The 15,566-nt window shown below is 64.0% G+C and carries 10 protein-coding genes; 1 reads left to right on the top strand and 9 read right to left on the bottom strand.

Features of this window, described 5'->3' with window-relative positions:
* Positions 1–30: 30 nt before the first annotated feature.
* The 3 genes from QCL51_RS13720 to QCL51_RS13710 form a co-directional block, all read right to left on the bottom strand.
* Entirely contained in the window at positions 31–582 is a 552-nt protein-coding gene (locus QCL51_RS13720; RefSeq protein ID WP_021785672.1) for a YbhB/YbcL family Raf kinase inhibitor-like protein, read from the bottom strand.
* A 48-nt stretch (positions 583–630) separates the two neighbouring features.
* On the bottom strand, positions 631–939 hold the full coding sequence (locus tag QCL51_RS13715; RefSeq protein ID WP_021785673.1) for a hypothetical protein: 309 nt from the start codon (positions 937–939) through the stop codon (positions 631–633).
* Positions 940–1,134: 195 nt separating this feature from the next.
* The gene (locus QCL51_RS13710) at positions 1,135–2,430 is read right to left on the bottom strand and encodes an MFS transporter (RefSeq protein ID WP_021785674.1); all 1,296 of its coding nucleotides are present in this window, start codon (positions 2,428–2,430) and stop codon (positions 1,135–1,137) included.
* Between the two features lie 428 nt (positions 2,431–2,858).
* Between QCL51_RS13710 and QCL51_RS13705 the strand changes: the two genes are divergently transcribed.
* Complete coding sequence (locus QCL51_RS13705; protein WP_021785675.1) at positions 2,859–3,734, top strand: AEC family transporter; 876 nt, start codon at positions 2,859–2,861, stop codon at positions 3,732–3,734.
* A gap of 78 nt (positions 3,735–3,812) precedes the next feature.
* Here the strand turns inward: QCL51_RS13705 and QCL51_RS13700 are convergent, their stop codons facing one another.
* From QCL51_RS13700 to QCL51_RS13675, 6 genes are all read right to left on the bottom strand, one after another.
* Entirely contained in the window at positions 3,813–6,329 is a 2,517-nt protein-coding gene (locus QCL51_RS13700; RefSeq protein ID WP_323601226.1) for an excinuclease ABC subunit UvrA, read from the bottom strand.
* Positions 6,330–6,497: 168 nt separating this feature from the next.
* On the bottom strand, positions 6,498–7,583 hold the full coding sequence (gene tssA / locus QCL51_RS13695; RefSeq protein ID WP_021785677.1) for a type VI secretion system protein TssA: 1,086 nt from the start codon (positions 7,581–7,583) through the stop codon (positions 6,498–6,500).
* Positions 7,584–7,678: 95 nt separating this feature from the next.
* On the bottom strand, positions 7,679–8,197 hold the full coding sequence (locus QCL51_RS13690) for a type VI secretion system tube protein Hcp (RefSeq protein WP_012052417.1): 519 nt from the start codon (positions 8,195–8,197) through the stop codon (positions 7,679–7,681).
* A 143-nt stretch (positions 8,198–8,340) separates the two neighbouring features.
* On the bottom strand, positions 8,341–10,836 hold the full coding sequence (tssM, locus tag QCL51_RS13685; protein WP_021785678.1) for a type VI secretion system membrane subunit TssM: 2,496 nt from the start codon (positions 10,834–10,836) through the stop codon (positions 8,341–8,343).
* Positions 10,833–11,741: a type VI secretion system-associated protein TagF gene (gene tagF / locus QCL51_RS13680; protein WP_021785679.1), complete on the bottom strand. Its 909-nt coding sequence runs from the start codon at positions 11,739–11,741 to the stop codon at positions 10,833–10,835. The genes tssM and tagF overlap by 4 nt, the downstream gene beginning before the upstream one ends.
* Complete coding sequence (locus QCL51_RS13675; protein ID WP_101196074.1) at positions 11,738–15,541, bottom strand: type VI secretion protein IcmF/TssM N-terminal domain-containing protein; 3,804 nt, start codon at positions 15,539–15,541, stop codon at positions 11,738–11,740. Before QCL51_RS13675 ends, tagF begins: the two co-directional genes overlap by 4 nt.
* Positions 15,542–15,566 lie beyond the last annotated feature (25 nt).

Genomic DNA, 15,566 nt, shown 5'->3' with positions numbered 1-15,566 from the left:
GGCTGATCATTTGTTTTTGTACTGACTGGTTCAATGGCCGTATCGCCCGACCAGGCTTTGAGCCCCCAGCGCGTGGCCTTGAAGCAGTTGTAGCAGGCCGCTGCGATCCAGCCCCTCAGGCAAGGTACCCAAAGGCAGGTCGGTGGCAATCAGGGTCAGTGCGTAATGATGAGGGTTGTCGCCGGCGGGTGGGCAGGGGCCTCGGTAGCTGAGGGTACCGCGGGAGTTGCGGCCCACTGTCACGGATGGCCCGCTCAGCCCTGCCGTGCCTGCCTTGAGCCCATCCTGTTCGGGGTCGATGTTGTAGGCGATCCAGTGCACCACACCAACGCCCTTGCCACCGTCCGGGTCGAACATGATCAGGGCCAGCGACCGCGTACCTGCGGGCAAGTTGTCCCAGCTCAGTTGCGGGGTCCGCTCTTCGCCGGCGCCGCATGCCGGGTCCTGGCCGACCTGTTGCAGGGCGATGACGCCGCCATCGGTGAATGACGAGGAACTGATCGACATCGCGCCTTGGTTGCCTGCGCCAGCTAAAGCAGTGCACGGCAGCAAAGCAGCGAACAGCCAGTGTTTGAGGTGCATGGTCAATCCTGGTCAGGGCGTCAGGGCTCAGTTTAGTCCAGGTCGGCTTCAGCGGCTGTCCTGGTCCTCGGCAGTGCCGCCGCTGGCACCGGCACCAGAGCCAGTGCCTTCGCCGGTATTGTTGGAGCCGCCAGCGGCACCGTCGGCGGCATCGGTGTTGCTGCCTGTGTCACTGCTGTCGTTACCTTTGCCGCTGCCGGGGCTGTTGACGCTGCTGCCTTCACCGACGGTCTTGCCGCCAGAGTGGTCGGTTTGCGGATGGCTGTCGGTATGGGTGTCGGTGGCGGCGAAGGCAGTGCCGGTGAGGCTGCTCAGGGCGAGCGCCAGGCACAGGGATAGCGGGCGAATGCGGATCATGGGACTTCTCCTTTGCGGATGATCAGTCATTCGTTTGGCTGGCGGCAGCTGGCGGGGTGCCTTCTGGGCGACGAGTGGCAATTTCTGGGGGCTGTATATCCCTGTCACACCCAAGGCCGCCCGCAGAAGGAAATGTAATCTTCTGTGGGAACGGCCTGGTACCGCGATTGGGCCGCAGTGCGGCCCCTGCAATCATCAGGATGCTGAGTGCTGTGCGGGCGCCGGGGTTTCGACTGGCTCCAGCGGCGGATGCTCCTGCGCTGCATGCATCAGGTCTTCGGTCACCCGCAGCTCGGCGCCAGTTGGCGAGAAGGTGGTCGACGCGGTGAACGGGGCAGGGTGCTCTGCTGCCGGGCGTTTGCCACGGCGCCACATGAAGAAGCACACCATGGTCAGGTTGACCACGGCAAACGCCCAGAACAACCCGGCCTCACCAAACTCGGTCATCATCGGTGAAATGGCCACCGGGGCCATGGCCGAACCCAGCGAGTTGATCAGTAGCAGGCCCTGAATCATCGGTACCAGCGCATCGGAAGGCGCGCGGTCGGCCGCATGGCTGACCGCCACCGGGTACAGCGTGAACACGCCGCCACCCAACAGGAACAGCATGGCCGGCAGCAGGAACGAGTCCGATGGCAGGAACACCGTTACAAGCGACAGGACAACGCACAACGCGGCAAGCGCGAGCAGCACATCGAGGCGGTCCTTGCGGTCGGACCAGCGCCCGACCGGGTATTGCAGCAGCATCGCGCCGAGGATGACCCAGGCCATCATGTTGCCAACTTCACCCACCTCCAGGCCGATGCGCTGCAAGTACAGTGGCAGCAGCGCATAGATGCCGGCAATCGCCACGCCCGAGCCGAAGCAGCCGACCAGGCCCGACGGTGCCACGCCCAGTAACTGGCGGGGCTTGAGGGGTTCGACCTGGTCCAGCAGCGGCGACACCCGCGGCAGGATCACGATCGGTAGCACCGACAGGGCGGCCAGCACGCCGGCCAGCATGAACGGGGCGGTATCGCCTAGCTGGGTGATTTCGCCAAGGCCGGCCTGGGCGATCACCCCGGCGCCGTAGAAGGCGATCATGTACAGCGCCAGCAGGCGGCCACGAATCTTTGCGTCACCGGCCAGCAGCAGCCAGCTCTCGATCACCAGAAACACGCCGACTGCCGCCCAGCCATTGATCAGGCGCAGCACCGACCACCAGGTGACCTCGTAGAACAACCCTTGCAGCAGGATGGTGACGGCAATCAGCGAGGCGAAGCTGGTATAGGCGCGGATGTGGCCAATGCGCAGGATCAGCCGGTCGTTGAAGATGGCACCGAGGGTCAGGCCGATGAAGTAGGTCGACGAGACGATACCGATGGTGGTGGCAGACTCACCGGCGGCGCCCAGGCGCAGGGTGGTCAGGGAAGACATGAAGCCGTTGCCCAGGGCGATGATGAACAGCCCGAGCAGGGGCGCCAGCGCCATGGCCAGCAAACGCGGAGACATACGTACCTCTAGTTGGATGAGCGGAATGAGCACCTTCTCGGCGCGCACACCGGCTCGACCCGGCAAGGGGCGAGTGGCGACACGGATGCGACCTGGGCAAGACTCAACCGCTGGGCGTTATGGGAGATGGGCCGGGCGGGGAGGGTTGAGCCTACTTCACATGTGCGTTCATGTGTTCAGGCGCTGACTCTGTCATTGCTGCTGGTTGCCACCGTTCAAGGCGACGGGCGAAAAGGAAGCGGGATTCTACGGGCTTGGACGCTTTTGCCAAGGGGTATGGGTGTGCGACGAGACGCCGCAGTCTCAGCGCGACATGAACATGTCTTCCACAGACATTTCAGATGGCTGCTCCTGCGTGCGGTGAGATCGGCACGGCAATCTTGCAGAGTGCTGCATAATGCTGACCCCCCCCACCAAGGAAGGCCTCCATGTTCGCGTCGCTGTTCGCAGTCCTGGCTCCGGTTTTCATCGTCGCCGGAATTGGCTTTGCCTGGGCCCGCAAGGGCCTGGATTACCCCACCGATTTCATCGCCCGGGTGGTGATGACCGTCGGCACACCTTCGCTGGTGCTGTCCACCCTCAGTCGTACCGAGCTGAACCCGAATGCCTTTACCAGCATGGCCGTGGCCTGCTTGCTGTGCACCTTGGGGATGGCCTTGGCCGCTTTGCTGGTGTGTCGCGCGTCGGGCATGCACTGGCGGGTACTGCTACCGGCGTTCATGTTCCCTAATACAGGCAACATGGGCCTGCCGATCAGTCTGTATGCCTTCGGTGAGCATGGCCTGGCCCTGGCTGTGGCGTTTTTCCTGACCCTGTCCATCGTGCAGTTCACCATCGGCATGGCCATTTCCGGCACGGCGGCTTCGCTCAAGGCGCTGCTGCGCAACCCTATCGTCATCAGCCTGGCCGGCGCCATGCCCATCATCTTTCTCGATTTCGAACTGCCGCGTTGGCTGGCCAACACCGTAGACCTGCTGGGCGGCATGACCATCCCGCTCATGCTGCTGACCTTGGGGGTATCACTGGCCAGCATTCGCCTGCGTCACGTGGGCAGCGGCATGTTGCTGGGCGGTTTGCGCATTGGCCTGGGCGCTGCGGTGGGCTGGGCAGTGGGCGCGGTATTGGATATGGACAGCCTGGAGCGTGCGGTGCTGGTGGTGCAGTCGGCGATGCCGGTGGCCGTGTTCAACTACCTGATGGCGGTGCGGGCCAACCGTGAGCCAGAGCAGGTGGCGAACCTGGTGATGTGTTCTACGGTGCTGTCGTTTGCCTGGTTGCCGGTGGTGCTGGCCTGGTGGATGTAGGCCATTGGCAACGACAGCAATTTCCGTTGAGTCAATGCGCGCTAGTCGGCGGCCCAGCAACCTGGCAATGCGCAGGGGTCACAAGGCCTTGGCCAGAAACGCCGCCGTGCGGCTGTTGGTACATGCCGCCACCACCTGCGGCGTGCCACTGACCACCACCTTGCCCCCGGCATCGCCAGCCCCCGGCCCGATATCGATCACCCAGTCGCTCTGCGCCACCACTCGCATGTCATGCTCGACCACCACCACGCTATGCCCGCTTTCTACCAGGCGGTTCAGCTGTACCAGCAGCCGGTCGATGTCCTGCGGGTGCAAGCCGTTGGTGGGTTCATCCAGCACATACAGGGTTGCCCCGCGGGCCATGCGCTGCAGTTCGGTCGCCAGCTTGATGCGCTGCGCTTCGCCACCGGACAGCTCGGTGGCTGGCTGGCCCAGACGCAAGTAGCCCAGGCCGATATCCTGTAGCACTTGCAGGCAACGGCGTGCAGGCGGTTGTTCGGCAAAAACCTGCAGGGCCTGGTCGACGGTCAACTGCAGCACTTGCGCGATGTTCATGCCTTGCCAGCTCACCGCCAGGGTTTCGGGGTTGTAGCGGGCACCCTGGCAGGTCGGGCAGGGCGCATACACGCTGGGCATGAACAGCAGCTCGACGCTGACGAAACCCTCACCCTCGCAGTTGGCGCACCGGCCCTTGGCAACGTTGAACGAAAAGCGCCCGGCGTCGAAGCCCTGTGCCTTGGCCTGCTCGGTAGCCGCGAACAGTTTGCGCACGTGGTCGAACAGGCCAGTGTAGGTGGCCAGGTTGGAGCGCGGCGTGCGGCCGATCGGCTTCTGGTCAACTTGCACCAGCCGCTTGATGCTGCCAAGCCCGGCGCTTACGTGGCCGCTGCTGGTCTGTTCAGGTTCATCTTCCAGGCTTTGCGCTTCGGGCTCGCTACGTTGCTCGGCATGGCCCAGGTGTGCCCCTACCAGTTCCAGCAGGGCCTGGCTGACCAGGCTGGATTTACCCGAGCCGGAAATACCGGTAACGGCGGTAAAGCAGCCCAGCGGGAATGCAGCGTTCAGGTTATCGAGGTTATTGCGGGTGATGCCTTCGAGCTTCAGCCAGTCGCGGGCCTGGCGGGGGGCGCGTGTGGCCTGGGCCGGGGCACTGAACAGGTAGGTGCGGGTGCATGACTGCTGGACCTCGGCCAGGCCGGCAGGCGGCCCGCTGTAGAGGATGGTGCCGCCGTGCTCGCCGGCAGCTGGCCCTACATCCACCAGCCAGTCGGCGCGGTGCATGGTGTCCAGGTCATGCTCCACCACATACACCGAGTTGCCAGCCTGTTTCAGGCGCTGCAAGGCTTCGAACAGCGCTTCACTGTCAGCCGGGTGCAAGCCGGCCGACGGCTCGTCGAGCACGTAGACCACCCCGAACAGCTGCGAATTCAGCTGCGTGGCCAGGCGCAGGCGTTGCAGTTCACCGGAAGACAAGGTTGGGGTGCTGCGCTCCAGGGCCAGGTAACCAAGGCCGAGGTCAAGCAGCGTGTCAATGCGTTCGAGCAGCTCGTTGGCGATGCGTTGGGCCGCCAGGCGTTTTTCCAGTGTCAGTTCGTCCTGCTGCTGGGTCAGGTAGTCAGCTGCCGCCACCTTGCGGAACACCTCGGCCAGCGCCTGCAACGACAGGTGCGACAGTTCGGCGATGTCCAGCCCGGCGAAGGTCACGGCCAGCGCTTCGCGCTTCAGGCGTTTGCCTTGGCACAGCGGGCAAGGGCTGGGGCGCATGTACTGGGCCACACGCTTGCGCATCTGCGCGCTCTGCGAGTGCATGAAGGTATGCAGCACGTAACGTCGGGCACCCATGAACGTGCCTTGATAGCTGGGCTCCAGTTTGCGCTTGAGGGCTTCGCGGGTCTGCGCCGGGGTCAGGCCGGCATACACGGGGGCGGTGGGCGTCTCTTCAGTGAACAGGATCCAGTCGCGCTGTGCCTGGGGCAGGTCGCGCCAAGGGATATCGACGTCATAGCCCAGCGTGACCAGGATGTCGCGCAGGTTTTGCCCTTGCCAGGCCATTGGCCACGCTGCTACCGCACGCTCACGGATGGTCAGCGAAGGGTCGGGGACCATGGTCGCTTCGGTCACCTCGTAGACACGCCCCAGGCCATGGCATTGCGGGCAAGCGCCCTGGGGCGTGTTCGGAGAAAAGTCTTCGGCGTACAGCATCGCTTGCCCGGCCGGGTAATGGCCTGCGCGGGAGTAAAGCATGCGGATCGAACTGGACAAGGTGGTCACGCTACCCACCGAGGAGCGTGCACTCGGCGTGCCGCGTTGCTGCTGCAGGGCCACCGCCGGCGGCAAGCCATCGATGGCATCGACATCCGGCACGCCAACCTGGTCGATCAGGCGCCGGGCATAGGGCGCCACCGATTCGAAATAGCGACGCTGGGCTTCGGCATACAGCGTGGAGAACGCCAACGAGGACTTGCCCGAGCCGGACACGCCGGTGAACACCACCAAGGCATCGCGGGGGATATCGACATCAATGTTCTTCAGGTTGTGCTCGCGGGCGCCACGGACGCGGATGAAACCGCTTGGGGTGGTTGGGCTTGGTGGCATGAAGCAGTCCTTGTCTGAAGCTGAGCAGGGCGCTCAAGTTAACAGCAATTGCAGCGCCCTTGCGTGGGCAACAGTCAAGGGACCTGCCCGATGGAGCCGGTGGGGGGGGCAGGGAGCCGGCTGTCTTCGCCTTACCTGACGTTCGTCTCAAGGCTTTTATTGCAGACCCTAGCGGGTGCCCAGCACATCGCGGATGTTGTCCACCACGTTGTTGTCCTTGATCACGTCACTCAACCAGCCTTCCAACGGCATGTTGCCCCACTTGATCGCACGTTCGATCAGGTAGGGTACCGGGCTTTGCGGTTCGCTCTGTTTGAAGTACTGGGCGATGCCCGCAAGCATGGTGAATGCCTCGTCGCGGGTCAGCGGGGTTGTGCGCAGGGCTGCAGGCGCGGTCGTCGGGGGCGTGGCATTCATCGGTTCACCTGCTTCGTGGAGGTTGGCGCCCGTGGCCTGTGGCTGTGCTTCCTCCGGGATGGCGGGGTGTAGCTCTACGCCGCGGTCCTTGAGCAGTTTTTCCGCCAGCTGGCTGGCACGCGAAAGCATGTCGGCAAGGCTGGCAAAGCTGGGCGCCTCGTGGCCGAACAGGCGGTCGGCGCTGGCCTGCAGGCGTTTGCATGCATTCAGGCTGGTAGCGATCTGCTGGGCCTTGGCGCGCAGGTAATCGGTGTCGGTAAGCGCTACCGAACGCTGGAAGATCTCGGCGTTGATCTTGCCTTCGTTCAGCGCTGTCTGCATCGCCTTGGGGTTTTGCAAGGCGAGGTTTTCTACATGGCGTGATTCGTCATAGCGCAACACGCCAAAATTCTGCCCCTGGATAATGGGCAAGCCACCGGCAATGTCGGTGAGCGTGGTCTTCAACCAGGACAGTCGCGCCGCGCGCTCGTCCAGGCCGTCTTCGAGGGTGGGGTACAGCGTTTCCCAGAACGCAACCAGGAGCTGTTCGGTCAGCTCGAGGCCAAAGGTGATGCCTTCGAAGTGTTCGCGCTGGGCCAGCCCCTCGCAGAGCCAGGCCACCAGCATCAGGTCTTTGCTTTGCTGCGCAAGCCCTTGAGCCGACAGGTTGATCACCTGCTCCCAGTCGGCAGTCTTCAGGTCGGTTTGCCAGTCGCCCTGGGTCAGGTAGTCAGGGTCCGCCCGGCGTGCCTCCTTGATCTGGTCGAACAAGGCAGAGAAGCTCAAGTCTTCACCACTGCCACCCTCGATAGGGGCGACCAGTGTGGCCAGCGAGAGGTCATTGAGAATTTCAGGCATAGAACACTCTGGACATGGCTAATGAACAGCGCGCCAGAAAACCCGGCGCGCTGCGGAACACAGGCCGCCGAAGCGGCCCATGGTCTGGCACGTGCTTAGGCAAACACTTTGTTCGCGGTGCGGTCCCAGCCACCGACGATGTTGCCGCCGGCCTGGCCGTCGGTGCGGTTCTGCTGGGTGTAGGTGGTCTTGATGCGGGCAAAGTTGAAGCTGATTTCTTCAACCGGCAGGTCGCTGACCGCCTTGTCTTCACCATTCTGGTTGCCACCGGCAACAAACTTGACCGAAGAGACCACCACTTCTTCCATGTCGATGGTCAGGTAGGTGACCTTGTCGCCACCGGCGCGGTTCACGTTCAGCTTCAGCTTGGCAATGTGCTTGCCGGTGCAGCAGTGTTCGAACAGTTTGGCCGATGCCTTGTCGACTGCCTTGCGGATCTTGAAGTCGCTCAGGGCAACGCGCTCGGAGGACGCACCGCCCGAGGAGCTGGCGGTTGCCGACGTAGCCTGGGTGGCGCCGTACTCGTAGCCCAGCACTTCGATCCAGTCCTTGTGTTTTTCATCCAGTACTTCGCCTGGGATGCCGTCGATTTGGATATACGCGTCAAATGCCATTGTGAAACTCTCCATTAACAACATGTAAAGGGTTGCTCATGCGCCCCTTGGTTTTGACCTCGCCGGGCGCGCCGGCAGAGGTAGCTTGCCGCCGCCCGGGCCTCATCCTGTGAGGCCCCGGCGACCGGTTATTGCGGCGTGGCTCAGTTAAGCCCACGCACTTCGATTTCCACCCGGCGGTTGGGCTCCAGGCACTTGATCAACTGCGTTCGCGGTTGTTGCATGTCGCAGTTGACCAACGGTTTGCGGCTGCCTTCGCCCTGCGCGACCATCAGTTCGGCAGGTACGCCCTTGCCAACCAGATAGGTGCGGATGGTTTGTGCCCGTTGTTTCGAAACCTGCAGGTTGCCCTGCCTGTCACCCAGTTGGTCGGCGTGCCCCGAGATGATGATCTTGCCGATATTCGGGGTGTTCAGCAGCTTGCTGGCAATTGCGCTCAGCTGACTCTGGCCTTCGTTTTTCAGGCTCTGGAAGTCGGCGCGGCCGAAGGCGAATAAGGTGTCGGATTCCAGCGTGATGGTCTCGATCGCACGCAGTGACTGGGCCCGCAGGCTGTCGATGTAGTTGCGCGAACTGGACATCAGGAAGGCGTTGTCGAGGATGCGCGGTACATCTGGCTCACGGATCTGGTCGCTATAGAACGTGATCTGGCGGCTGGCATACAGGTAGTCCTGGTTACCGCCGGCCTCGCTGCCGGCGGCGGCCATGCTCTTGCCGGTATGACGGGCGATGGCCGGGTACCAGTAGTCCGGCAGGTGCGCCTTGAGAAACGCCGGGTCGGCATGCTCGCGCTGGCCCGGAGAAAGCATCACGTAAGTGTCCAGGGCCGCCTTTCCGAAATTGGCGATCGACTGGGCGCGGTTGTCATGGGGCAGCGCCTCGGCCTCTACGCTGTCAATGCCGCTCACTGGCTGCAGCTCACGGGTGTTGCGCTGGTAGACCTTGAGCGTGGTCAGCAGGTACAGGGTACGGGTCAGATTATCGGCCGTGGGCTTTAGCATCACATTCTGCAACGTGGCGAAGTAGCGGTCGCGCAGCAGCGGCTCGACCTCATGGCCCTGGTACAGGCCCAGGCGCATGCCGAGGGGCACGCCCTTAGCGTGGTGTTGCTCATGGTAGTGAGCAGCCCAGAAGCGCAAGCGGTCGAGGCTTCGCCAGGCGGTGTACTGGCCGCTGGCCGCCTGGTCGTCGGCCTTGGCCTGGGCCAGTTCTTCGGCAATGCTGGCCAGGGTGGCGCGGTTGTTCAGGTACGACCAGCCCCACAGGCTGCACAGCACCAGTGCCGCCAGGCCGGCAGCGCCCACCCACCCGGCCTTGCGCCGGCGTTCACGGTGGTTGCTGGTGTACAGCGCCACCAAATGCTGGTCGGGAATGATCACTTTGCGGAACAGGCTGTTGATGAACAGCGGCGCCGCGTGGCTGCCGGCAGTGCCCGTGCCTTCTGCGTGTTCAAGCGCGAAGCGTTCGGCCACATGCTGGCCGTGGCAGCCCCACTGAGTTTCGTCGGCCTGCAACGCTGCGGTGAAATAGAAGCCGCGCAGCATTTCGGCATTCTGGTAAGGGTTGGCACGCAGCAGGCTGTCGACGAACTGATGCAGGCGCGGCTTGAGCGCGGCCAGCTCCAGCGGAAAGCGGTAGGCTGCGTTGTTCTGCCGAGTGACTTGTATGTCCTGCTGCACCAGCTGCTGGCTCGCCATCTGCCCCCAGTAACGGGTCAGCTCGTCCATCGCATTGCCGAAGCGCTGGCCCCAGTCGGCTTGCTCGAAACCCTTGTGAGAGAAGGTTTTACCCATCACTTCACCACGCGCGGCATCGTCCAGCTGGCGATAGAACGCGGTGAAACCAGGGATCAGGTCGCACTTGGTGAAAACCAGGTAGATTGGCAGGCGCACTTCTAGTAGCGCGCAGCTTTCCTGAATGCGTTCGCGCAGGCGCTTGGCCACGCGTTCCTGCTCTTCGACCGGGCCATGCAGGATATCGGCGATGCTGACGCTGACGATCAAACCGTTGAGCGGGCGGCGCTGGCGGTGCTGGCGCAGCAGTTGCAAAAAGCCGCGCCACTTGCCGGCTTCTTCGGGGCTGTTCATGTAGCGCCCGGCAGTGTCCAGCAGTACCGCCTCAGAGCTGAAGAACCAGTCGCAGTTGCGCGTGCCGCCCAGGCCCGCGACCCGCGCGCCTTCGCGCTCGGCATAGGGGAAGTTCAGGCCCGACTGCAGGATCATTGTGCTCTTGCCGGCGGCCGGCTGGCCAATGACGAGGTACCAGGGCAGGGCATACAGTGCATCCTTGGTCGAGGTACCGCGCGGCTTGTTGCTGTGCAGCCGCTCGATGCCCTGTAGCAGGCGCTCGCGCAACAGGCTGACCTCTTCCCGGTCGGCTGGGGCTGCACTGAGTACGGCCTGGTCGGCGTCGTCGCGCAGCAGGCCTTCCAGGTTGTGGTGCTGACCCACTCCGCGGTACAGCAGCAGTACATAGCCCGCCGACAGCAGCAGAAACACGCCGATGCCGGCCAGCAGGCTGTGCAGCGAGGCGAAGCCGAAGGCTCGGCCGATGGCCCAGACCAGGAAGATCGCCAGGAAGAACGCCACGCCCAGCAGGTAGGGTTGGTAGCGCAGGCAGTAGTACTTGAGCTTGTTCATACAGGCGTCGCATCCAGTGCATCGACGAACTGGTCGATGACATGTTCAAGGGGGCGGTCGTAATCGTGCAGCCGAGGCACCGTCGTCAGTGGGCTGAGCAACTCCAGGTGCTGGCGCGGGTCGGCACAGCCACTGAGCAGGCGGTAGGCACAGTTGGCGTGGCGCGCCGGGAAGCTGTACAGCTGCGGGTGCATGAAGTCGTCGGCCAACAGGCTCACCGCCGGCAACTCTCGGTGCCCGCTCATGCGGCTCAGCCAGGTCAGCCAGAGATCGGCCGTGGGGTTTTTAAGGCCACGTTCGGCCGGCAACGGCAATTCGATGCCGCCTGCAAAGTCGCCCTGCAGCGAAGCACGGCCGAGCTGCAGGTGGGCGAGGGCAGTGGCGCTGTCGAAACCTGGCCAGGACCCGTGCAGTGCGCGGGCCACATCCGCGAAGCTGAAATCATGCAGGAACTTGGCGTGCACCCGGCGGAACAGGTCCAGATCCTGGCCCTGCAGCGGGCGCAAGGCCTTGATCCGTTCGAACAGGCTGGTGCAGTCGGCGCCTTGCACAGCCTGGTGCAGCATCGGTTTGATCTGTGCGCTGAACAGCTCGCCAAGCGTGAACGGGTTGACCAGTACACTGCTGTCTTCGAGCTTGAGCAGCTGGAAGATGAAGAACGGGTAGCGCCGCTGGCTGGCATCGCGCGAGCTGAGCAGGCCACCCAGTAGCCAGTTGCCGTTGCGTGCGCGGTAGGTGAAAAAACACATCGGCAGCGCGTCGAACAACGCTTGCCAGTCATCGCGGTAGCGCATGGCTGCCAGCGATGACTGCAACCAGGCGTCGAACTCGCAGACTTCTTCCGCCGCCCCATGAAGGCTGACGAAATCTGCGCTCGACGGTAGCTTGCCGAAGCAACCGATCATTGCGCCCCCCTGCTGTTGAGGGCGCTCAGGGCCTTGACGTCAGCCAGATCGGTCAGCTTGACCCCACCGAAATTGCGCACGATAAGGCTTACGCGGCCATTGGCGGTGTTCCAGCTGAAACGTTGCTGAATGCCGTCCAGGTCGTCGACGCGAGCGCTCTCGTTCATGCGCAGCAGGCCCCAGCGCCCCGGGAAGTCGAACACGGTGACCCGTGTGCCGCTCAGGGTGACGACGTCAAGGCGCGCGCCCGGCGCGTTGCTGGTGCCCGGCCAGGCGAAGCGGTTCCAACTGCTGCGGCCGTTGCGGTAGTGCTGCTCCTGGCCATCGAGGGTGAAGACGATGTCGGTGAAGTTGGCTGAAGGCTCCAGCATGATTTCGAAGCCGTTGTCACGGTCCGACAGGCTGGCGATCACCTGGCCCACGGAGCTGGCCTTGTCGATGCTGTTGAGCATGCCAGGGTTGACCAGTGCTGGCCCCTTGCTATCGCCCACGCCCAATCCTTCACCGCCGGCCAGATTGCCGATTTCGTTGCGCTTGAAGGCCGGCAGCAGGCCGCTGTCGGGATCCACGAAGCGCTGCAGGTCTTTCACCGAAGCCTCGTTGCGGCTGCTGCCGGCAATCGGGTAACGGTGTGCCATGACCTGCTCCCAGGGCTTGGCGATCTGCTGCGCCCAGGCCTTGGCGATCTGCTGGCCGGCCGGGTCGCGCAGGGTCGCCCAGGCATACTGGATGGGCAGGCTGAACAGCCCCTGCAGCGAGCGCGACAGGCCATCCTGGCTGGTGTCGACGCTGCTCTCCACGTAGTTGCGCACGGTGGTGATCTCGCTCGGCTGGCCTTCCAGGGTCTCGCTGATCAACTGTTTGCTGCTCTTGCCCACATCCTGCGAGCGCTGGATGTTGTTCAGGCGCACCTTGAGTTTGCGCAAGGCGGCCAGGTAGCGGTCCATGATGGTGCTGTCGGCGCCTTCGGCGTTGTTCTCGGCGAACACCCGCGCCACCGGCTCGAAGCGCTTGGCCAGGCTACCGTCGTCCACCGCCGGCAGGGCCGGGGCAACGTTGGCGGGCAGGGTGTCGTTAGCGTCGAACAGACCGGTGACCTTGCTCCAGAAACCATCGTCGCGGGTGGTGCCGGGGGCCGGGATGGCTTGCTTGAGCGGCAGGTCCCACTGGGTATTGTCGTTGACCGCCTGCAGCAGGTTCTTCACTGGCGAGTTCTGCACGTCGCTCAGCAGCCCCAATTGCCGGGTCGCCGAAGCCAGGTCGGCGAAGTGGCGCACGCCAACGCTGCTGACCATCTTGTACCAGGCCTGGGTGTAGTCGCGCTTGTAGCGGGCCATGAACTCGCGCACGAAGTTGGCCTTCTGCACGATGGCATCGCCGCCTTCGCCGTCCAGCACCCAGTCCGACTCGTTGCGCAGGTTGCCCGACACCAGCTTGATCAGCTCGGGCTTGACGAAGGTGTCCCAGCCCTGGCGGGTGTAGATCGCCGGCACGCCAGCGGTTCCATACAGCAGCGCGCGGCCCGGTTGCGGGACCAGGTCGTTGAGGTTCAGCGCCGGGAACTGTCGGCTCGACTCGAGCTGCAGGCGCAGGTACTCGCGGTCGACCAGCGAGCTGGAGATCATGAATGACTTAAGGTTCTGCCGGGTTTCGTTGATCAGCTGTTCGTTGCGCGGCAACGACGGCGCTTGGCCCTGCTCCAGCAACTGCACGTACAGCGGGGCATTTTCCGCGATCACGCCAGCGTCGGCCGGGGTGCCTTCGGCGGCGGCGCTGGCCCAGGCCTGGGGCAGGCTGGCAGCGACGAAGGCCGGGTCTGGATGGGCCTTGGGCTCGGTCAGCAACAGGTACAGCTTGAGGGTGTTGTAGGCCTCGATGATCGAGGCCACCTGTTGCTCGTCCAGGCGCCCGAGCATTTCTTCGGACAGTGACAGCCCACCGGTGGCGGCGGACAGCTCGGCGCCATCGCTGGCAGTGGCCAGGTTGACCTTGGCGGCATAGGCGCCAGCGCGGGTGTTGCCCAGCGCGGCCTGGGCCCTGGCCGCAATGGCAGGAGCAAGCGGCTTGCCATTGCGCTTTTTCGGCTGCGGGGCCGGGGTGAATTCCAGCTCCTGATTGATACCGTTGGCGAAGGTGTTGAACGCCCGCATCTGCACTTGCAGGTTGCGTGCGATCGGTTCCAGCGCCTGGCTGCGCAGCTGCGCCAGATAGGCGCTGCGGGTCACCTGGTGAATCGCCTCGCCCTGGTACAGGCCGCCACCCAGCTGCAGGGGTACACCCTGCAGGCGATGGGCCTCGACGTTGGCCATCTGTTCACGCAGCACTTCCAGGCCCTTGCCTGCGGCCAGCTGCTGCTCGCGGTCTGCTGCCTGCTCGATGTGCGCCAGCTGCCCGCGCAGGTTGTCCAGCCACTGGCGGTTATTGGCGAACGACAGCGCTTGCCAACCGATGAACAGCAACCCGGTGGCGGCGGCCAGGCCCAGTAGCAGCGGGCTGAACGCAGCCTGGCGGCCCAGGCGCGACTGGTAAAGGATCAGGTCGCGGTCGGGGAAGATCACCTGGCGGAAGGTGTCGGTGATGAAGTAGCTGCGGTTGCCCAGGGGCTTGTCGACGTGACCGGCCTGCTCATCGTAGGCGGCCTGCAGGGCGAATTCGTCGGCGACGACATCTTCATAGACCTGCCCCAGCTGCTGCCCGGTCTGCAGTGCACTGGTGAAGTACAGGCCACGTAGCAGCAGCGGGGCACCGCCGCGATGGCCGCGGGTGAAGTGGTCGAGGAATTGCTCGAGCACACCGCTGAGGGCGGCGAAGTACTGCGGGAAATTCAGCAAGGTGCTGTCGGCTTCGGCACCGAGGGCGATCATCTGCGCGTCGACGTGCTGGCGAATATGAGCCTGCAGCTTCTTCAGGCGTGTCTGCAGCACGGCGTGCAGGCCGTTGGTGCGGATTTCCGAAAGCCCAAAGGTCATGCCCAGCGGCTGTTGGCGATCGTGCAGGTCGAGGCCGTCGAACGCCTGGCTAAAGCCCGGCAACTGGTCGGTCTTGCTCAGCATCAGGTAAACCGGGGGGTTGGCATCGAGGCATTCGGCGTATTCTTCCACCCGTGCCACCAGCTGGGCCGCCAGGGCATTGCGCTCATCGCTGTTGGCCGCCAGCAGTTCGGGCAGGCTGACCACCAGGACCAGGCCATTGATCGCCGCTTTGCCACGCTGCTTACGCAGCATGCGCAGAAAGGCCGAGAATTCGCTGGCCGACTGGTCGTCGCGCAGGTAGCGCCCGGCGGTGTCGATCATCACGGCGTCGGGGCTGAAGTACCAGTCGCAGTGCTGGGTGCCGCTTTCACTGTCGTTGGCCGTAGCGATGCTGGCCGACAGGCCGGAATGGGTCAGCAGCGAGGTCTTGCCGGCCGCCGACATGCCGACCACCAGGTACCAGGGCAGGTCAGACAGCGCCGCCTTGCCGCCGCCACCCGCGGAGCGGTCGGTGCGCAGCATGGCGATGGCGTGCTTCAGGCGCTCACGCAGCACCTGCTGGTCACGGAACTCGCCAGTGGCATTCCACGAGCGGTCGACCTCGATCTGCAGCAGGTTCTCCAGGTTGTGTTCGGCGCGAATGCGCTGGTATTGACGCAGCACGATTACCAGCAGGAAGCAGGCACTGATGATCGCCAGCGCTTCAGGCACGTGATGACGCAGCCACGGCACCAGCGGCGCGGCCAGCCAGCAAATCAACAGGCTAGCCAGCCACAGCAATGGCAGCAGCACCCAGAAACTTTTCAACAGACGCAGTAATGTTTTCATGTCTTCCTGACTCGGCTACCTGGTA

Source organism: Pseudomonas sp. LTR0 (assembly GCF_036630035.1).
Lineage (GTDB): Bacteria > Pseudomonadota > Gammaproteobacteria > Pseudomonadales > Pseudomonadaceae > Aquipseudomonas > Aquipseudomonas putida_Y.
This window is presented reverse-complemented; position numbering and strand designations above follow the sequence as displayed.